Below are 18,379 nucleotides of genomic sequence, written 5' to 3' on the forward strand. Positions count from 1 at the left end.
TTAAATAATTCGGATTTAAACCGGTGTTATTGGGCTTTCATTTAATTAAAATTTGTTAAGATCGCCCCGAATACAATAAATGGTAATTTCATCGTGACGTTAAGAAATAATATTTATCTGGTGTTGTTGTTTATTTTTGCTCAGCTCACGTTATCGTCTTCGGCGATGGCGGACGATAAAGCGACGGAAAAGGGCTGGTTCTCAACCTTCACCGATAACGTGGCGCAAACCTGGAACGAACCAGAACATTACGACCTTTACGTCCCGGCGATCACCTGGCATGCACGCTTTGCCTACGACAAAGAGAAAACGGACCGCTACAACGAACGCCCGTGGGGCGCGGGTTTCGGTCAGTCTCGTTGGGATGAAGAGGGTAACTGGCACGGCCTGTACCTGATGGCGTTTAAAGACTCCTATAACAAATGGGAGCCGATTGGCGGCTACGGCTGGGAGAAAACCTGGCGCCCGCTGGCGGATGACAATTTCCGTCTCGGCCTGGGGTACACGGCGGGCTTCACGGCGCGTGATAACTGGAAATACATCCCGATCCCTGTGCTGTTACCCCTGGCCTCGATTGGCTATGGTCCGGCAACCTTCCAGATGACCTACATTCCGGGCACTTACAATAACGGAAACGTTTACTTTGCCTGGATGCGCTTCCAGTTTTAACTGAAAAATGACAAAGGGTTGGCTGAAAAATACACGCTTTTTACATCGGAAAGAACAAACAGCCAGCCGATAAAATTAACGCGACTTTTGTCACTTTTTAACAAAGATCCGCTGGACAAAACGCCCCACAATTGTTGTACTGATACCCGACACAGCATTTGTGTCCATTTTTCATGTAAAGGTAATTTTGATGTCTAAGATTAAAGGTAACGTTAAGTGGTTTAATGAGTCCAAAGGATTCGGTTTCATTACTCCGGAAGATGGCAGCAAAGACGTGTTCGTACACTTCTCTGCAATCCAGACTAATGGTTTCAAAACCCTGGCTGAAGGCCAGCGCGTTGAGTTCGAAATCACTAACGGTGCCAAAGGTCCTTCTGCTGCTAACGTAACTGCTCTGTAATTCGAGCCGTTCAGCAAGAAATCCAAAACCCGCTCATTGAGCGGGTTTTTTTTGGCTTTTTTTTAGCTAAAACAGATAGATTTTCAAAAAGCTGGCGACGATCAGTACGCTCAGTAACACCATGCCCGCGCTCATCACTTTCTCTTTCATTTCATCACCCCTGGTCGGTTTGTCGACAAGAGTGACAGAGAAAAATTAAGCTAACATTAATGCGCCGGGTCTTAGTGCGCGCTGGCGGCAGAAAATAGCCAAAATGCGAGGGCGGTCATCGCAAAAGAACCGAGCATATTGACGGCGATGTTGGTTAACGCCCAGCCAAATCGTCCGTCCTGGAACAGGAAAACCACTTCCGCCGAGAAGGTGGAAAAGGTGGTTAATCCGCCGCAAAAACCGGTGGTAATCAAAACCTTCCACATAGGGTCGATATTGGTCATGCGGTTAAACCACGCCAGGCCCATACCAATGATAAAGGCACCGATCAGGTTTGCGGCAAGCGTACCCATCGGGATGGCCTGATGCATCGGGTTAAAACGCATGCTGAGAAACCATCGCGCAACGCTACCCGTGCCGCCGCCAATAAAGACGGCTAAAAGGAGTTGTAACACAGTCAATTCCTGCTATTTGAATGAGTAAGGGTTTAAGTGTATCGCTAACTGATGCTGGGGGAAAATATGTATGTTGCGGTTGGGCAGTTCGCGGTAACGGCTGACTGGGAAGAGAATGCCCGCCAGTGCGTCGCCTTAATGGCACAGGCGGCACGTCAGGGAGCAGCGCTTTTAGTGCTGCCTGAAGCGCTGCTGGCGCGTGATGACAACGATCCGGATCTCTCGGTAAAGTCTGCGCAATCTCTTGAGGGCGGTTTTTTGCAGCGGCTGCTGGCAGAAAGCCTTCGCAATGATCTCACCACGGTGCTGACCGTCCATGTGCCGACGACGCCGGGCAGGGCGGCGAATACGCTGGTGGTGCTGCGCGAAGGGAAAGTCATTGAACAGTACGCCAAGCTCCATCTCTATGATGCGTTTAGTATTCAGGAATCACGGCTGGTCGATCGGGGCCACCAGATCCCGCCGCTGATTGACGTCGGAGGGTTCAGGCTGGGGCTGATGACCTGCTACGATTTGCGCTTCCCGGAGATGGCGCTGAATCTGGCCCTGGCGGGAGCGGAAGTGCTGGTCTTGCCTGCCGCGTGGGTCAAAGGGCCGCTCAAAGAGCATCACTGGGCAACGCTACTGGCGGCGCGGGCGCTGGACACCACCTGCTATATCGTCGCGGCGGGAGAGTGTGGTAACAAGAATATCGGTCAGAGCCGGGTTATCGACCCGCTGGGTGTGACTATTGCCGCGGCGGCAGAAGCCCCGGCCTTGCTGATGGCTGAAATTGACCGCGAGCGGGTGACACAAGCGCGGCGGCAATTGCCGGTTCTTAACAACCGACGCTTTGCGCCACCGCAATTATTGTGATGTTTTTTTCATCAGAGCTTGATTCACCTTGTTACAGATTGCTATTGTGTGCGCGCGTCGAATATCCGTTAATAACATCAGGTTTTCTGGCGCTGTTTGCAGCCTGTTTTATGTGAAGAAGGTATCTATGGGTGAGATTAGTATTACTAAACTGCTGGTAGTTGCGGCGCTGGTCGTCCTGCTGTTTGGTACCAAGAAGTTACGTACGCTGGGCGGAGACCTGGGTACCGCCATTAAAGGCTTCAAAAAAGCGATGAATGACGATGATTCTTCTGCGAAGAAAACCGCAGATGATGAAGTCCCGGCTGAGAAGCTGTCGCACAAAGAGTAATGGCTATTCCTTCCAGATCTCTGGAAAGAAAAAAACCGGCGTAATAGCCGGTTTTTTTATGCCTGAAGTGTAATAAATTATTACTTCACTTCTTCGCCTTTCGCCTGCATATCGGCATGGTAAGACGAGCGAACGAACGGGCCGCAGGCGGCATGGGTGAAGCCCATCGCCATCGCTTCGGCTTTCATCTCATCGAACTCATCCGGGCTGACGTAGCGCTGCACCGGGAGGTGGTGACGGCTCGGCTGCAGATACTGGCCCAGGGTCAACATGGTCACGCCATGACGACGCAGATCGCGCATCACTTCGATGATTTCGGCATTGGTTTCACCCAGACCGACCATCAAACCTGATTTGGTTGGAATGTGCGGATGCGCTTCTTTAAAGCGTTCCAGCAGCTTCAGCGACCAGTTGTAGTCTGCACCCGGACGCACCTGACGGTATACGCGCGGCACGTTTTCCAGGTTGTGGTTAAAGACGTCTGGCGGGGTAGCGGTGAGAATATCCAGCGCGCGATCCATACGACCACGGAAGTCAGGCACCAGAGTTTCAATCTTAATGGTTGGGCTTTTCTCACGAATGGCGCTGATGCAGTCAGCAAAGTGCTGAGCACCGCCGTCGCGGAGATCGTCACGGTCAACGGAGGTAATCACCACGTAGCGCAGCGCCATGTCGGCAATGGTCTGAGCCAGCTTCAGTGGCTCATTGGCGTCTGGCGCCACCGGGCGACCGTGTGCCACGTCGCAGAACGGGCAGCGACGGGTGCAAATCGCGCCCAGGATCATGAAGGTGGCCGTACCGTGGTTGAAACATTCCGCAAGGTTAGGGCAAGAGGCCTCTTCACAGACGGAGTGAAGGCCGTTCTTACGCATCGCCGCTTTGATACCCTGGATGCGTGACGAGTCAGCCGGAAGTTTGATTTTCATCCATTCCGGTTTTCTTAACAGCGCTTCGCGCTCTGTAGCCACGTTTTTAACCGGGATAAGGGCCATTTTATCGGCGTCGCGGTACTTAACACCGCGTTCCATCACAATGGGTTTACTCATAGCGTGCGTGTTCCAGTTGCGAAATTCGAGGGAAAGCGTTTCAATTCAAGGGAATGTTGTATTTATCAACTATTTTTGAACGAACGACAGGCAGTATATCATTGATAAGGGCGATAAAGCAGCCTGTGAGGTCGCCAAATTGTAAAATAGTTGTTGTTTTGTGCCCTTTGCCCCCTGCGGGGCGCGGACCTGCGAGGAAGGGCAGCGTTAAAACGCCTGGCGGATAATATTAATCACATTCTCCAGAACCGGGTCGCGCAGGCTCAGTTTATTGTAATGCAGCGAGATCTCAATAGATTCCGCATTCAGTGGTGCATAGGGGATTTGGTCCAGCGGCCAGCACTGACGGAGCAGACCGAACAGGCGCGAAGGCATAATCGTCAGCATATCGCTGCTGCCTATCAGCGCGGCAATCGTGAACATATTGTAACTGCTGAAGCTAATCTGGCGGTCCGGGAAGAGCTCGTTGATGCGCAGATGGAGCTGATTCAGGTTCTGCCCGTCGTTCATGAACAGCGCGTATTCGTGCTCGCGCAAATTCTCAGCGGTCGCTGGATGGTTGAGCGCCGGATGGTTTTTACGGCAGACCAGCAGCAGCCCGTCGGCATAAAGCACGCTGTGCGCCAACGAGCGGGCGCCAATGGCGTTGCTGTCGACGATCAGATCGGTCTGGAACTGCGCAAGCTGAGTTTCTGTGTCAAGAACCGGAATGTTGCGCAGCAGGAGCTGAGGCGCTTCACGCTTCACAGCCTGATAGATAATTGGTAATACCATTGCGCCAACGGAAGGCGAGGTGCCGATGGTGATTGTCCGCTGTTTGTCATAGCTGCCGGTGAGATCCAGCGCGCCGAGAATCGACTCCAGGCCCTGGCTGATGTACTCGTGGAGGTGCGTGGCGTAAGCGGTTGGCGTGACGCCCTGACCTTTACGAATAAACAGCGGATCAGGAAATATGGCGCGCAATTTCTGAATAGACTGACTAATTGCTGACGGGGTGAGATTAAGAATTTTCGCAGCATTAACGATACCCTTGTGGACATATACTGCCTCAAAGATCGTCAATAAATTGAGGTCAATATTACGTAAAGTCCGAAACACTTGCGGCTTGTCCTGGCCACCGGGCTCATTCAGTCGTTTAGCTGGTAAATTATTATAATCCACGCTCTCACTCCGTATTCATTCACAATATGAATGATAGTTGAATTTATATATTGTGCTTGTTGTGATCGGTAAAGTATTTTGTGGATTTCAATTGTTTAAGAAAATCAACTAGCTGAGTAATTTTCAATCAAGTGAAGGTCAATTCGCAAGGTGGTATTCACGCACTGAAATTAAACGCGGCAAAATAAGTAAACCTGCTCAAGCGCTTCGAAAATATAGAAACAATGGATTATTGTAAAGCCAAAAAGCGGGAAATAGGTGAAGGTCCATCAAATAAATGGACCAGTATGTATAATATATTAAGCGGTAATATATTCGTGCGGTGGATTGTTTAGCAGCGCTAAAAGATTACTGACAAGCCTTGGGCGAATAATATCGGGGGTGACATTTTCTACCCACTGACCCATTTGAGTCATTTCCATTCCCGCGTAGCCACAGGGATTGATGCGCAGGAAAGGCGAAAGATCCATATTGATATTGAGCGCCAGACCGTGGAATGAGCACCCTTTGCGGATACGTAAACCCAGCGAACAGATCTTCATCTCTCCGACATACACGCCCGGTGCGTCTGCACGCGGATGCGCGTCGATGCCGTATTCTGCCAGAGTGTTAACCACCGTATTTTCCAGCAGGGTCACCAGCTCGCGAACACCAAGTTTGCGGCGTTTCAGGTTCAGCAGGACATACATCACCTGTTGGCCCGGCCCGTGATAGGTCACCTGGCCACCGCGGTCGCTCTGAATAACGGGAATATCGCCGGGAACCAGCACATGCTCTGCTTTACCCGCCTGGCCCTGAGTGAAAATCGGCAGGTGCTCGACCAGCCAAATCTCGTCGGGGGTCGTCTCATCGCGTGAGTCAGTGAAATCATGCATAGCCTGAGAGACAGGCTCATAAGGTTGCAGCCCGAGATGGCGGACAAGAATTTTATCCTGATACAAAACAGCAACTCCGGGGGAGGTAGCGACTTAAGGTGGGGAGAAGTATATCACAGAGGAGAAGCGGGTTACCCGGCAAAGCGGGTAACCACGAGGGGACTACAGCACCATACGGACGATGTCGATATTGCCGAGCTCTTCGTAAAGGGTCTCGACCTGCTCAATATGGGTGGCCGTGATGGTGATGGAAACCGAGTGGTAGTTGCCCTTGCTGCTTGGTTTTACCGTCGGAGAGTAGTCACCCGGCGCATGGCGCTGTACCACTTCAACCACCTGGTCAACCAGCTCCGGCAACGCCTGACCCATTACTTTGTAAGTAAACGGGGTAGGGAATTCAAGCAGTTCGTTAAGTTTGGTTTTCATGTCAGCTCCGGCATTACATCAAAAAAATAATAACTCCCACGTGCGGGTGGGAGTTATCAGGATACCTAGTATATGGGGATCAAAATCACACTTTCAAGTGTTCAATTTTTAACCAAACCAGTGATGGAACATCAATTTAATGTAATCAATGATTTTGCCGAAGAAATTGCCTTCAGGAATTTCATCCAGCACCACCAGCGGACGTTGGTCGATGGTTTTGCCGTCCAGCTGGAAGTTGATGGTGCCCACCACCTGGTTTTTCTGCAATGGCGCGTGAAGTTCGCTGGTGTTCAGCACGTAGCTGGCTTTCAGGTCTTTCATGCGGCCACGAGGAATGGTCAGGTAGAGATCTTTATCTACGCCCAGGGACGCGCGATCGTTATCGCCAAACCACACCGGCTCTGACGCGAACTCTTTACCGGCTTTCAGCGGATTCACGGTTTCGAAGAAACGGAAGCCCCAGGTCAGCAGTTTTTTACTTTCAGTTTCACGACCTTTAAAGGTACGACCACCCATCACGGCGGAGATCAGACGCATCTGGCCTTCGGTTGCGGATGCCACCAGGTTGTAACCTGCTTTATCCGTATGGCCGGTTTTGATGCCGTCCACATTCAGGCTGTTATCCCACAGCAGACCGTTGCGGTTGGTCTGACGGATGCCGTTGAAGGTGAACTCTTTTTCTTTATAGATGGTGTATTCGTTCGGTACGTCGCGGATCAGCGCCTGGCCAATCAGCGCCATATCGCGCGCGGAGCTGTACTGGCCGTCTGCGTCCAGGCCGTGAACGGTCTGGAAGTGGCTGTTCTTCAGGCCCAGGGCGGAAACGTAGCTGTTCATCAGGCCCACGAAGGCGTCCTGGCTACCGGCTGCGAAATCGGCCATCGCCACACAGGCGTCGTTACCGGACTGCAGGTTGATACCGCGGATCAGCTGAGAAACCGGTACCTGCATGCCTGGTTTCAGGAACATCAGGGAAGAGCCTTTGAACACCGGGTTGCCGGTTGCCCAGGCATCGTTACCCACGGTGACGAGATCCGTCTCTTTGAATTTACCCGCCTTCATTGCCTGGCCGATGACGTAGCTGGTCATCATTTTGGTCAGGCTCGCAGGATCACGGCGCGAATCAGCGTTCTGTTCTGCCAGCACTTTGCCGGAGTTGTAGTCGATCAGGATGTAGGATTCCGCGTCAATCTGCGGAACGCCAGGGATCATGGTCTTGATGTTCAGGTCATCGGCGTGAGCGGCTGAAAAAGCGGCTGCGCAAAGGGCCGTGGTCAGCGCCATGCGCTGCAAAAATCGAGCGGAGAGAGTGGTCTTCATGGTCAGAACTACGACATCCGTGATGGAATTAAAAAAAGTGCCTTACTATAGCAAAAGCTATACAGGCAGGCATCCGACTTTCAGCGTGAGTTTGTGAACGTTGGTTACACAAGCTGACAATTCGGATACCGCCGATTAATTACTTCGCAACAGCGATAAACGACTGTAACTGAGCTTCATTTTGCAGACGCTGCTGCAATGAAGCGGCCTGCGACTTGCTGGCAAAGGGTCCCATCTGGATACGCCAGACGGCCCCGTTTTGCTCAACGCGCCCCGGCACGCCAAACTTCTGGCTCAGCTGCTGCTGATACTGCTGCGCGCGCGCCTGATCGCTCACCGCACCGACCTGAACGACAAAATTGCCGCTGCCAGAGGTCGCTGCAGGTGGGGTGACGGCGTTGGTCGCAGGCGCTGTGACCGGCGCGGGCTGAGCCACAACCGGTGCAGGTGTCGGCTCGCTGCCTTCCAGCACGCCAGAGGCCAGCGTCGTCGGTGCGCCCAGGAAACCGCTGCTGCTTACCGGCGCGCCCATAGAATCGTCGCTTTTCAGCGTGTCGTTGCTGATAGCGCGGACATTGTTCTGCGGCGTGGTGTCTTGCGGCATCGAGGTTGCGCTACCCATTCCGCTGTTCAAATCCGGACGGGCGGGCAGGGCATAAGTTTGTTTCGCCACCGTCGTACACACGGTTCCCGGGCCAGACAGCGTACCGTCTTGCGCCACGATAATCGGGTCGATGCGCACTTTGGTGTTGTTTGAGGTATTCAGACGATCGGCGGCCGCGCGGGAGAGGGAAATCACGCGGTCGTTGCCGTAAGGGCCACGATCGTTAATGCGCACCACAATCATACGACCGTTGGCGAGGTTAGTGACACGCACATAGCTTGGGATCGGCAGCGTCGGGTGCGCGGCGGTAATCTGCGCCGGGTCGAAGGCTTCACCAGAGGCGGTCAGATTGCTGCCGGGCTCTGCGTCATAAATGGCGGCAAACCCGGCCTGGCTGAAGCGAGACGGGTCCTGAACGATTTTATAGCTCTTGCCGTCGCGCTGATAATCCTGATTCGCGGTCGCATTCAGCGGTTCGAAGACAGGGTCCGCGCCGCTGATTTCAACTACCGGACCGGTACAGGCCGCAGGCTGCGGCGGCGCGATGGTCGCCTGTTGCTGACCATCATCACTGGAACAAGCTGCAAGTAAACTTGCTGCGATGCAGATACCCAGCCACTGCTTACGCATGGCGATCCCCTTATTGTTATACGCTTTTGGACAACATTTTTCTGTGGGTGTGGATAGACATCACTATCCCAAACCCGGCCATCAACACGATCAGTGCCGAGCCTCCGTAGCTCACCAGCGGCAGCGGGACGCCCACGACAGGCAGAATTCCACTCACCATACCAATATTTACGAAGACATAAACGAATAAGATCAGCATCAACCCGCCCGCCATCACGCGACCGAAGGTGGTCTGCGCGCGCGCGGCAATCCACAGACCGCGCATGATCAGCAGCAGGTAGAGGGCCAGCAAAATCAGGATACCGACCAGGCCCAGCTCCTCGGCCAGAACCGCGAAGATAAAGTCCGTGTGGCGTTCCGGCAAGAACTCCAGCTGCGACTGCGTGCCGTGCAGCCAGCCTTTGCCGCGCAGACCACCCGAGCCAATCGCAATTTTAGACTGAATAATATGATAGCCCGCGCCCAGCGGATCGGTTTCCGGATCGAGCAACATCATGACGCGCTGACGTTGATAGTCGTGCATTAGGAAGAACCACAGTATCGGGATAAAGGCGGCCACCAGCACCACCGCAATGCCGATCAAGCGCCAGCTTAAGCCCGACAGGAACAGCACGAACAGACCGGACAGGGCGACCAGAATCGACGTTCCGAGGTCAGGCTGCGCCGCGACCAGCAGCGTCGGCAGGAAGATCAGCACCAGCGCAATGGCGGTATTTTTCAGCGATGGCGGGCAGACGTCGCGGTTGATAAAGCGCGCGACCATCAGCGGGACGGCGATTTTCGCGATTTCCGAGGGCTGGAAACGCACAATGCCGAGATCCAGCCAGCGCTGCGCACCTTTTGAAATCGCCCCGAAGGCATCCACCGCGACCAGCAAAATAATACAGATGAAATAGAGGTAGGGCGCCCAGCCTTCGTACACTCTCGGCGGGATTTGCGCCATCACTACCATGATCACCAGGCCCATGGCGATCTGGCCGATCTTGCGCTCCATCATGCCGATGTCCTGGCCGCTGGCGCTCCAGATAACGAGGGCGCTGTAGGTCAGCAATGCCAGCAGGATCAGCAGCATGGCCGGGTCGATGTGGATTTTATCCCACAGCGATTTCTTGTTTGGATTATCCGTCATGATTATTGGTCCTCCGCCGCAGCGGCAGCTGGGGTTTCAGCCGGCAGTTCGGTGTTGTTGTCGCCCAACATAATGTGGTCGAGGATCTGGCGCATGATAGTACCAACTGCCGGGCCAGCGCCGCCGTTTTCGAGAATAATCGCCACCGCGACCTGCGGATTATCATAAGGCGCAAAGGCGGTCATGAGTTTATGGTCGCGCAGACGCTCGGCAATTTTATGTGCGTTATAGGTTTCGTTGGCTTTCAGGCCGAAGACCTGAGCAGTACCGGATTTGGCCGCCACTTTGTACGGAGCGCCCGCAAAATACTTATGCGCGGTCCCGTTCGGACGGTTGGCAACGCCGTACATCCCGTCTTTGGCAATTTCCCAGAAGCCGGAGTGGATATCACCCACCGGCGCTTCGTGCGGCTGTGCCCACGGCACCTGTTTGCCATCTTCGACGGTACTCATCAGCAGGTGTGGCACTTTCACCACGCCGTCGTTGATGAGGATCATCATGGCTTTGTTCATCTGGATTGGTGTAGCGGTCCAGTAGCCCTGGCCGATACCGACCGGAATGGTATCACCCTGATACCACGGCTTTTTAAAGCGTTTCAGCTTCCACTCGCGGGTTGGCATGTTGCCGGAACGCTCTTCCGACAGATCCACGCCCGTGTAGTGGCCGTAGCCAAATTTGCTCATCCACTCCGACAGGCGGTCGATCCCCATGTCGTAGGCGACCTGATAGAAGAAGGTATCCGCCGACTCTTCCAGGGATTTGGTGACATTCAGGTGGCCGTGGCCCCATTTTTTCCAGTCGCGGTAGCGTTTTTCCGAGCCCGGCAACTGCCACCAGCCTGGGTCAAACAGGCTGGTGTTGCGATTGATGACGCCCGCGCTCAGCGCAGAGACGGCAACGTAAGGTTTCACGGTGGACGCTGGCGGGTAAACGCCCTGAGTCGCACGGTTCACCAGCGGGGTATTCGGATCGTTCAACAGGCCGGAGTAATCTTTGCTGGAGATACCATCCACGAACAGGTTCGGGTCGTAGCTTGGCATCGAGACCAGCGCCAGGATCCCGCCGGTGCGCGGATCGGTCACCACCACAGCCGCACGGCTGCCCGCCAGCAGGGTTTCGATATACTGCTGGAGCTTGAGATCCAGCGTCAGATAAACATCGTGACCCGCCTGCGGCGGCACTTCTTTCAGCTGACGGATAACGCGGCCACGGTTGTTGACTTCAACCTCTTCATAGCCCGTCTGCCCGTGCAGCACGTCTTCGTAGAAGCGCTCGATGCCGAGTTTGCCGATATCGTGCGTCGCAGCGTAGTTCGCCAGCTTGCCGTCTTTATCGAGCCTGTCGACATCTTTATCGTTAATTTTGGAGACGTAGCCGATGACGTGCGTCAGCGCGGAGCCGTAAGGGTAGAAGCGGCGTTTATAGCCTTTGACCTCAACGCCAGGGAAGCGGTACTGATTCACCGCAAAGCGGGCGACCTGAACTTCCGTGAGGTTAGTTTTAACGGCGATGGAGGTGAAGCGGTGCGAACGGGCGCGCTCTTTCTTGAAGGCGGCGATGTCATCATCGGTGAGATCGACCACGCCTTTCAGGGCGTCCAGCGTGTCCTGCACGTTATCGACTTTTTCCGGCATCATCTCGATTTGATAGATGGTGCGGTTTAACGCCAGCGGCGTGCCGTTACGATCGTAGATAATGCCGCGGCTTGGCGCGATGGGCACCAGCTTGATACGGTTTTCGTTGGAGCGCGTTTGATAGTCGGTAAAGCGGACGATTTGCAGATTGTAGAGGTTGGCGACAAGTACGCCAGACAGCAGCAAAATCCCGGTAAAAGCGACCAGCGCCCGGCGCACAAACAGCGCGGACTCAGCCGTATAGTCGCGAAAAGAATTCTGTAGTTTCATCCGCTGCTTAATTTGCCCTGGTCAATCATTACTCACGGTGATAAGGGTGGTTGGTAGTAATGCTCCACGCGCGATACAAGCTTTCTGCCACCAGTACCCGAACCAGCGGGTGAGGCAGTGTCAACGCGGAGAGGGACCAACTTTGTTCTGCGGCCGCTTTGCAGGCGGGGGACAACCCTTCGGGACCGCCAATCAACAGACTGACGTCGCGGCCATCCTGCTTCCAGCGCTCCAGTTCGTGCGCCAGCTGCGGCGTATCCCAGGGTTTGCCTGGGATGTCGAGGGTGACAATGCGGTTCTTGCCAGCGGCCGCCAGCATGAGCTCACCCTCTTTTTCGAGAATACGTTTGATATCCGCGTTCTTGCCGCGCTTTCCTGCTGGGATCTCCACCAGTTCGAACGGCATGTCTTTGGGAAAACGACGCAGATATTCAGTAAAACCCGTCTGTACCCAGTCCGGCATTTTCGTGCCGACGGCTACCAGTTGCAACTTCACGCATTAACCCCAGAGTTTTTCCAGCTCATACAGACGACGGCTCTCTTCCTGCATGACGTGAACGATCACATCGCCGAGGTCAACAACAACCCAGTCAGCAATGGCTTCGCCTTCTACGCCGAGAGGCATCAGACCGGCTTTACGTGATTCCTGAACCACATGGTCAGCGATAGAGGCAACGTGGCGAGTGGAAGTGCCGGTGCAAATGATCATGCAGTCGGTGATACTGGATTTACCATGAACGTCGATAGTGATGATGTCCTGACCTTTCAGGTCATCAATTTTGTCGATAACAAAATCCTGGAGTTCTTTACCCTGCAAGTTTTCCCCCTGGTGAGTGAAGTTGAGCAACGATTAAATGGATAGCTCGGCAGTATACCTTAACTGACGGCTGTGTCGGGACAAATGTCACCTGACGGACTTTTTAAGGCGGGTATCATCCCATCCCCGGCCTGACAATGCATCGCCATTTTTGTAAAACAATTTCTGTAAGGTAACGACTGGCAGGAAGTCAGGCTGCGGAGGATATCAGCCTGAAAAGGGCTGTCAATGGCAGGGCGGTGAATTACCTGAATTTTCGCGTATCACCTTATTCATCTGCGCTTTTCTGATACAAACCGTGCTGATGGATATAGTCGAGCACCGGCGCGGGCAGCAGTTCGTCGCAGGATAAATCCTGCTGGAGGCGCTCGCGGATCAGGGTCGCGGAGATATCAAACCACGGCGTCTCGGCCAGGTAAATTTTACCGGCGGGCAGGGTGTGAAGATCTTCGACGTTGTTCGTCAGATGGGTGTCGAGCCACTCCTGGTGCTGCTCTTCCTTCATGGTCAACGGGTAGCCCGGACGGCGGCAGACGATAAGATGACTGTTCTGCAGAATGGTTTCGTATTGATGCCAGGAGGGGAAATTCAGCAGCGAATCCTGTCCGATGATAAACCCCAGCGGCAGCGTCGGGCCGCGCTCGGCGCGCCACTCCTGCAAGGTTTGCGAGGTATACGACGGCGTATCGCGGCGCAGTTCGCGCTCATCGAGCTGAAACAGCGGCTTGTCGGCAATCGCCAGTTCCAGCATCGCTTTGCGCTGTTCGCTGGTCGCTTCCGGCTGCGGGCGGTGCGGCGGGACATTATTCGGCATGATGATCACGCGCTGCAGGCCAATCAGATTCGCCAGAATTTCCACCGGCTTGAGATGACCGTAATGAACCGGGTCGAACGTGCCGCCGTACAGCGCCTGTAAAGAACTCATATCAACCATCAATAAAGACGTCTGCGAGTGCCTTATGGCACAACAGCAGAGAAAGACTTTCCAGCTCAGCCCAGACCGACTGACCGTAATCCTGCTTCAGCGTCAGTTCGGCGCGCGTCAGGAGATGAACCGCCTGGCGAAGCTGCTCGGTGCTTAAGCGGTTGACCGCTTCGGTGGTCATGGCGCGGCGGTTTTGCCAGACGCGATGTTTATCAAACAGCGCGCGCAACGGCGTACTGGCCGACTGGCGTTTCAGGGTGTTGAGCAGCAGCAGTTCGCGCTGCAGGGTGCGCAGCAAAATCACCGGTTCGCTGCCTTCGAGCCTAAGCTGCTGCAAAATATGCAGCGCGCGTTTGCTCTTCGCTGCCAGCAGCGCATCGACCCAGTGGAACGGAGTAAAGTGCGCCGCATCGTTCACCGCCTGTTCGACACGCGGTAAGGTCAGCTTGCCGTCCGGCCACAGTAGAGACAGGCGATCCAGCGCTTGCGCCAGGGCCAGTAAATTCCCTTCGTAGCAGTAACAGAGCAGCTGATTGGCGGCGTCATCCAGCTGCAGATTATGTTGCTTCGCGCGTACCGCGACCCACTTCGGCAGCTGCGCCTGTTCGGGCGTCTGGCAGGTCACCTGCACGGAATGCGTCGCAAGCTGGGTAAACCAGGCGGCGTTTTCCTGCGCTTTGGTGAGTTTGTTTCCGCGCACGATCAGCAGTAAATCTGAATGCAGAAGCGTGACCAGCGTGGCGAGCTGTTCGTTAATCGCCGCGTTCGGGCCGTTTTCCGGCAGCTGGATCAAAATCGTCTGGCGAGAGGCAAACAGGCTCATCGCCTGGCACAGGGAAAAGATCGTCTGCCAGTCGGTGCTGTTGTCTATCTGGAAGGCGTGATGTTCATCGAAGCCCTGAGTCGCGGCCACCTGGCGCACGGCATCCTGGCTTTCCTGAAGTAAAAGGGGATCGTTTCCGAGAAGCAGATACGCCGCGCGCAGCCCTTCATTGAGCTGCGCGCGGAGTTGTTCAGGATACAACCGAACCATTAGTTACCCAGGGTTCCGGTAACTTGCGGCGTGGTGTCCAGCGGAACAGAGTGTTCCGTGCTGGTCTCTTTCGAGGCGACCTGAATGCTTGGCAGTTTACGGATCAGCTGTTCCGCCGCCTTGTCGTACATTTCGTTAATGATAATTTGCTGCTCAGCATCTTTCGCCAGCGCAGTTTGCGGGTTATCAAAGAACGAACGATAGACTTTGGTACTGATCGGATAAATATCTTTACCCGGGATCAGCACGGCAGCACTCACCGACATCACCATCTGATATTCCGCCGTACGACCATCCTGGAAGATGGACGCCGTGTCTTTGCTCAGAACAGAGCTCAGTACACGGAAGGACGGAACATCCTGACGCAAGGTGCCTTTTTCGATCAGCTCCACGCCATTGAGGCGCAGCTGGTTACGAATCGCCCGGCTCAATGGACCGTTCGGATCCCCGGAATCGAAGATCATCGTTTTCATCTGAGCGGGCACTGCCGTGGTATTGCGCAGATGCCAGCCACAACCAGCGGTGGCAAGCACCGCCAGAGATAAGAGTATTGTTGCCAGTTGTCGCACGTTTCCTCCCGCGCTTAGCCAACGACCAGATTCAGCAGTTTACCCGGTACGTAGATCACTTTACGCACGGTAACGCCATCAAGGTACTTCGCCACCAGATGTTCCTGGCCTGCGCGTTCACGAACCTGTTCTTCCGTTGCATCGACGGCAACAGTAATTTTACCGCGCACTTTACCGTTAACCTGAACCACCACCAGCGTGGTGTTTTCAACCATAGCGGCTTCATCGGCAACCGGCCACGGTGCGTTATCGATATCGCCTTCGCCTTTCAGCTCCTGCCACAGGGTGAAGCTGGCATGAGGGGTGAACGGGTTCAGCATGCGAACGATAGCCAGCAGGGCTTCACGCATTAAGGCACGATCCTGCTCGCCTTCCTGCGGGGCTCTCGCCAGCTTGTTCATCAGTTCCATAATAGCCGCAATTGCGGTGTTGAAGGTCTGACGACGACCAATATCATCGGTCACTTTAGCGATAGTTTTGTGAACATCGCGACGCAGCGCCTGCTGATCTTCGCTGAGGGCCGCCACGTTCAGTGCCGGAGCCTCGCCCTGAGAGGTGTGCTCGTAAACCAGTTTCCAGACGCGTTTCAGGAAGCGGTTCGCGCCTTCTACGCCAGATTCCTGCCATTCCAGGGTCATATCCGCTGGAGACGCAAACATCATGAACAGACGCACGGTGTCTGCGCCGTAGCGCTCAACCATCACCTGCGGGTCGATGCCGTTGTTTTTGGACTTCGACATTTTGCTCATGCCGGTATACACCAGCTCATGGCCTGCCGCGTCTTTCGCTTTTACGATACGACCTTTCTCATCGCGCTCAACGATGGCGTCAACCGGAGAGACCCAGTTACGCTCGCCGTTTTCGCCGAGATAGTAGAATGCATCCGCCAGAACCATGCCCTGACACAGCAGCTGTTTGGCGGGCTCATCAGAGTTCACCAGGCCCGCATCACGCATCAGTTTGTGGAAGAAGCGGAAGTAGAGCAGGTGCATGATCGCGTGTTCGATACCGCCGATGTAGATATCCACTGGCAGCCAGTAGTTGGCGGCTTTGGAATCCAGCATCCCTTCCTGATACTGCGGGCAAGTGTAGCGCGCGTAGTACCAGGACGATTCCATAAAGGTATCGAAGGTGTCGGTTTCACGCAGGGCAGGCTGACCGTTAACGGTGGTTTTTGCCCACTCAGGATCGGCTTTTATTGGGCTGCTGATGCCGTCCATGACCACATCTTCCGGCAGGATCACCGGGAGCTGATCTTCAGGCGTTGGGATCACGGTGCCGTCTTCCAGAGTCACCATCGGAATTGGCGCGCCCCAGTAACGCTGACGGGAAACACCCCAGTCGCGCAGACGATAGTTCACTTTACGCTCGCCCACGCCCAGCGCAGCCAGTTTGTCAGCGATCGCGTTGAAGCCCTCTTCGAAGCTCAGGCCGCTAAATTCGCCGGAGTTGAACAGGGTGCCTTTTTCGGTCAACGCCTGTCCGGAGAGATCCGGTTCAGAACCGTCTGCCGCCAGGATAACCGGCTTGATGTTCAGGCCGTATTTGGTCGCAAATTCGTAATCGCGCTGATCGTGGCCCGGAACCGCCATTACAGCGCCGGTGCCGTATTCCATCAGCACGAAGTTTGCCGCCCAGACCGGGATCGCTTCACCGGTCAGCGGGTGAATGGCGTTAAAGCCGGTCGCGACGCCACGTTTTTCCATGGTCGCCATTTCGGCTTCGGCCACTTTGGTGTTGCGGCATTCGTCGATGAAGGCAGCCAGTTCAGGGTTCGTTGCCGCCGCCTGCTGTGCCAGCGGATGACCCGCGGCCACGGCCAGGTAGGTGGAACCCATGAAGGTGTCAGGACGGGTGGTGTAGACGGTCAGTTTCTGATCGCTGTTCTGCACGTCAAAGGTGATCTCGACGCCTTCAGAACGGCCAATCCAGTTGCGCTGCATGGTCTTAACGGTATCTGGCCAGTGGTCCAGATTGTCCAGGTCGCGCAGCAGTTCGTCGGCGTAAGCGGTGATTTTAATAAACCACTGTGGGATCTCTTTACGCTCAACTTTCGTGTCGCAGCGCCAGCAGCAGCCGTCGATTACCTGTTCGTTCGCGAGAACGGTCTGGTCGTTCGGGCACCAGTTCACAGCAGAGGTTTTCTTGTACACCAGGCCCTTTTTGTACAGCTCGGTGAAGAATTTCTGCTCCCAGCGGTAATATTCCGGGGTGCAGGTCGCCAGCTCGCGGCTCCAGTCATAACCGAAGCCCAGCATTTTGAGCTGGTTTTTCATGTAGGCGATGTTGTCGTACGTCCACGGCGCAGGGGCAGTGTTGTTTTTCACCGCCGCGCCTTCAGCAGGCAGGCCAAACGCATCCCAGCCGATTGGCTGCAGAACGTTTTTACCCAGCATACGCTGGTAGCGAGCAATCACATCGCCGATGGTGTAGTTACGCACGTGGCCCATGTGTAGTCGACCAGAAGGATAGGGAAGCATCGACAGGCAGTAATACTTCTCTTTGCTCTCGTCTTCAGTGACTTCAAAGGTACGCTTCTCGTCCCAGTGTTGCTGGACTTTCGATTCTATCTCTTCCGGGCGGTATTGCTCTTGCATGGCAGCCAGTGGTCCTGTTCTCAATACAGCTACAAACGTAGCCAATGGATGTGGTATTTCAGATCCGCATAGCATAGCCCAAACGCCCGCGTCAAAACAGCCCTTATCTGTCTGCGCAGAAGGTGGCGTGAATTGGCGTTTTTAGCCGGGTCACACAGGATCAGGTTTCATATTCCGATAACTGCCTGCGGGATTCGTTCTCTTTAATGTACTGAAAAGGCAGCAGATGTATTTTTGCGTCGTGGAAAAACCACTCGGCGTTGTTGCGCTCGAGGGTATCGCCCGGTTGAAAGCACACGCCTGACGCCTCGCGCACGATGGCATATTTACCATTGCTGAAGACCACGCTGTGGATGCAGAAAGGGTGACAGGTTTCGCCGAGCCGTCGGCTTTCGACGATATGCCCTTCAATAAACACCGCTTTTTTGGTTTTCATAAGCCCCTCTCTGCACACGGCAATCATGGATAGACCCTGTTAAGTAT

General features: G+C 54.6%; 20 protein-coding genes. 4 read left to right on the plus strand and 16 right to left on the minus strand.

Features of this window, described 5'->3' with window-relative positions:
• The first annotated feature begins 93 nt into the window (after window positions 1-93).
• Both pagP and cspE read left to right on the plus strand, forming a co-directional pair.
• The gene (pagP, locus tag QQF33_RS06720) at window positions 94-669 is read left to right on the plus strand and encodes a lipid IV(A) palmitoyltransferase PagP (RefSeq protein WP_390888463.1); all 576 of its coding nucleotides are present in this window, start codon (window positions 94-96) and stop codon (window positions 667-669) included.
• Window positions 670-859: 190 nt separating this feature from the next.
• Window positions 860-1,069 carry a transcription antiterminator/RNA stability regulator CspE gene (cspE, locus tag QQF33_RS06725; RefSeq protein WP_000034826.1) on the plus strand — a complete coding sequence of 70 codons (210 nt, stop codon included), beginning with the start codon at window positions 860-862 and terminating at the stop codon, window positions 1,067-1,069.
• A 221-nt stretch (window positions 1,070-1,290) separates the two neighbouring features.
• On the opposite strand, the gene crcB is transcribed toward cspE, so the two are convergent.
• Window positions 1,291-1,674, minus strand: coding sequence for a fluoride efflux transporter CrcB (crcB, locus tag QQF33_RS06730; RefSeq protein ID WP_282493799.1), 384 nt, complete (start codon window positions 1,672-1,674; stop codon window positions 1,291-1,293).
• Window positions 1,675-1,740: 66 nt separating this feature from the next.
• Here crcB and QQF33_RS06735 point away from each other — a divergent pair, with 66 nt between their 5' ends.
• Together QQF33_RS06735 and tatE are read left to right on the plus strand one after the other, a co-directional pair.
• The gene (locus QQF33_RS06735) at window positions 1,741-2,529 is read left to right on the plus strand and encodes a deaminated glutathione amidase (RefSeq protein WP_285148731.1); all 789 of its coding nucleotides are present in this window, start codon (window positions 1,741-1,743) and stop codon (window positions 2,527-2,529) included.
• Between the two features lie 127 nt (window positions 2,530-2,656).
• Window positions 2,657-2,860, plus strand: coding sequence for a twin-arginine translocase subunit TatE (gene tatE, locus QQF33_RS06740; RefSeq protein WP_095281210.1), 204 nt, complete (start codon window positions 2,657-2,659; stop codon window positions 2,858-2,860).
• A gap of 80 nt (window positions 2,861-2,940) precedes the next feature.
• Here the strand turns inward: tatE and lipA are convergent, their stop codons facing one another.
• The 15 genes from lipA to QQF33_RS06815 form a co-directional block, all read right to left on the minus strand.
• The gene (gene lipA, locus QQF33_RS06745) at window positions 2,941-3,906 is read right to left on the minus strand and encodes a lipoyl synthase (protein ID WP_282493797.1); all 966 of its coding nucleotides are present in this window, start codon (window positions 3,904-3,906) and stop codon (window positions 2,941-2,943) included.
• Between the two features lie 207 nt (window positions 3,907-4,113).
• Entirely contained in the window at window positions 4,114-5,067 is a 954-nt protein-coding gene (locus QQF33_RS06750) for a YbeF family transcriptional regulator (protein ID WP_282493796.1), read from the minus strand.
• Window positions 5,068-5,366: 299 nt separating this feature from the next.
• On the minus strand, window positions 5,367-6,008 hold the full coding sequence (gene lipB, locus QQF33_RS06755; RefSeq protein ID WP_282493795.1) for a lipoyl(octanoyl) transferase LipB: 642 nt from the start codon (window positions 6,006-6,008) through the stop codon (window positions 5,367-5,369).
• Between the two features lie 96 nt (window positions 6,009-6,104).
• Window positions 6,105-6,368 carry a DUF493 family protein YbeD gene (gene ybeD / locus QQF33_RS06760; RefSeq protein ID WP_003022706.1) on the minus strand — a complete coding sequence of 88 codons (264 nt, stop codon included), beginning with the start codon at window positions 6,366-6,368 and terminating at the stop codon, window positions 6,105-6,107.
• Between the two features lie 108 nt (window positions 6,369-6,476).
• Window positions 6,477-7,688 (minus strand): D-alanyl-D-alanine carboxypeptidase DacA, encoded by a 1,212-nt coding sequence (gene dacA / locus QQF33_RS06765; protein WP_282493794.1) that lies wholly within the window; start codon window positions 7,686-7,688, stop codon window positions 6,477-6,479.
• Window positions 7,689-7,827: 139 nt separating this feature from the next.
• The gene (rlpA, locus tag QQF33_RS06770; RefSeq protein ID WP_285157604.1) at window positions 7,828-8,922 is read right to left on the minus strand and encodes an endolytic peptidoglycan transglycosylase RlpA; all 1,095 of its coding nucleotides are present in this window, start codon (window positions 8,920-8,922) and stop codon (window positions 7,828-7,830) included.
• Between the two features lie 16 nt (window positions 8,923-8,938).
• Complete coding sequence (mrdB, locus tag QQF33_RS06775; protein ID WP_282493792.1) at window positions 8,939-10,051, minus strand: peptidoglycan glycosyltransferase MrdB; 1,113 nt, start codon at window positions 10,049-10,051, stop codon at window positions 8,939-8,941.
• Between the two features lie 2 nt (window positions 10,052-10,053).
• Window positions 10,054-11,955: a peptidoglycan DD-transpeptidase MrdA gene (gene mrdA / locus QQF33_RS06780; RefSeq protein WP_282493791.1), complete on the minus strand. Its 1,902-nt coding sequence runs from the start codon at window positions 11,953-11,955 to the stop codon at window positions 10,054-10,056.
• Between the two features lie 28 nt (window positions 11,956-11,983).
• Window positions 11,984-12,451, minus strand: a complete 468-nt coding sequence (gene rlmH / locus QQF33_RS06785) for a 23S rRNA (pseudouridine(1915)-N(3))-methyltransferase RlmH (RefSeq protein ID WP_014069327.1) — start codon at window positions 12,449-12,451, stop codon at window positions 11,984-11,986.
• A 3-nt stretch (window positions 12,452-12,454) separates the two neighbouring features.
• Window positions 12,455-12,772, minus strand: coding sequence for a ribosome silencing factor (gene rsfS, locus QQF33_RS06790; RefSeq protein WP_282493790.1), 318 nt, complete (start codon window positions 12,770-12,772; stop codon window positions 12,455-12,457).
• Window positions 12,773-13,040: 268 nt separating this feature from the next.
• On the minus strand, window positions 13,041-13,706 hold the full coding sequence (nadD, locus tag QQF33_RS06795) for a nicotinate-nucleotide adenylyltransferase (protein ID WP_285157605.1): 666 nt from the start codon (window positions 13,704-13,706) through the stop codon (window positions 13,041-13,043).
• Complete coding sequence (gene holA, locus QQF33_RS06800; protein ID WP_285146629.1) at window positions 13,699-14,730, minus strand: DNA polymerase III subunit delta; 1,032 nt, start codon at window positions 14,728-14,730, stop codon at window positions 13,699-13,701. The genes nadD and holA overlap by 8 nt, the downstream gene beginning before the upstream one ends.
• A complete protein-coding gene (lptE, locus tag QQF33_RS06805; protein ID WP_285157606.1) occupies window positions 14,730-15,299 on the minus strand; it encodes an LPS assembly lipoprotein LptE in 570 nt (189 codons plus the stop codon). Before lptE ends, holA begins: the two co-directional genes overlap by 1 nt.
• A gap of 14 nt (window positions 15,300-15,313) precedes the next feature.
• Window positions 15,314-17,896 (minus strand): leucine--tRNA ligase, encoded by a 2,583-nt coding sequence (gene leuS, locus QQF33_RS06810; RefSeq protein ID WP_285146627.1) that lies wholly within the window; start codon window positions 17,894-17,896, stop codon window positions 15,314-15,316.
• A 160-nt stretch (window positions 17,897-18,056) separates the two neighbouring features.
• Window positions 18,057-18,332 carry a hypothetical protein gene (locus tag QQF33_RS06815; protein ID WP_282493785.1) on the minus strand — a complete coding sequence of 92 codons (276 nt, stop codon included), beginning with the start codon at window positions 18,330-18,332 and terminating at the stop codon, window positions 18,057-18,059.
• Window positions 18,333-18,379: the final 47 nt, after the last annotated feature.

Source organism: Lelliottia wanjuensis (assembly GCF_030238365.1).
GTDB classification, from domain to species: Bacteria; Pseudomonadota; Gammaproteobacteria; order Enterobacterales; family Enterobacteriaceae; genus Enterobacter; species Enterobacter wanjuensis.

Excerpts from the sequence above, each read along its gene's own strand:
- dacA (WP_282493794.1), bottom strand. The coding sequence starts at position 7,688 with ATGAAGACCACTCTCTCCGCTCGATTTTTGCAGCGCATGGCGCTGACC.
- QQF33_RS06735 (WP_285148731.1), top strand. The coding sequence starts at position 1,741 with ATGTATGTTGCGGTTGGGCAGTTCGCGGTAACGGCTGACTGGGAAGAG.
- mrdA (WP_282493791.1), bottom strand. The coding sequence starts at position 11,955 with ATGAAACTACAGAATTCTTTTCGCGACTATACGGCTGAGTCCGCGCTG.
- QQF33_RS06815 (WP_282493785.1), bottom strand. The coding sequence starts at position 18,332 with ATGAAAACCAAAAAAGCGGTGTTTATTGAAGGGCATATCGTCGAAAGC.
- nadD (WP_285157605.1), bottom strand. The coding sequence starts at position 13,706 with ATGGTTGATATGAGTTCTTTACAGGCGCTGTACGGCGGCACGTTCGAC.
- holA (WP_285146629.1), bottom strand. The coding sequence starts at position 14,730 with ATGGTTCGGTTGTATCCTGAACAACTCCGCGCGCAGCTCAATGAAGGG.
- leuS (WP_285146627.1), bottom strand. The coding sequence starts at position 17,896 with ATGCAAGAGCAATACCGCCCGGAAGAGATAGAATCGAAAGTCCAGCAA.
- mrdB (WP_282493792.1), bottom strand. The coding sequence starts at position 10,051 with ATGACGGATAATCCAAACAAGAAATCGCTGTGGGATAAAATCCACATC.
- cspE (WP_000034826.1), top strand. The coding sequence starts at position 860 with ATGTCTAAGATTAAAGGTAACGTTAAGTGGTTTAATGAGTCCAAAGGA.
- ybeD (WP_003022706.1), bottom strand. The coding sequence starts at position 6,368 with ATGAAAACCAAACTTAACGAACTGCTTGAATTCCCTACCCCGTTTACT.
- rlpA (WP_285157604.1), bottom strand. The coding sequence starts at position 8,922 with ATGCGTAAGCAGTGGCTGGGTATCTGCATCGCAGCAAGTTTACTTGCA.
- lipA (WP_282493797.1), bottom strand. The coding sequence starts at position 3,906 with ATGAGTAAACCCATTGTGATGGAACGCGGTGTTAAGTACCGCGACGCC.
- tatE (WP_095281210.1), top strand. The coding sequence starts at position 2,657 with ATGGGTGAGATTAGTATTACTAAACTGCTGGTAGTTGCGGCGCTGGTC.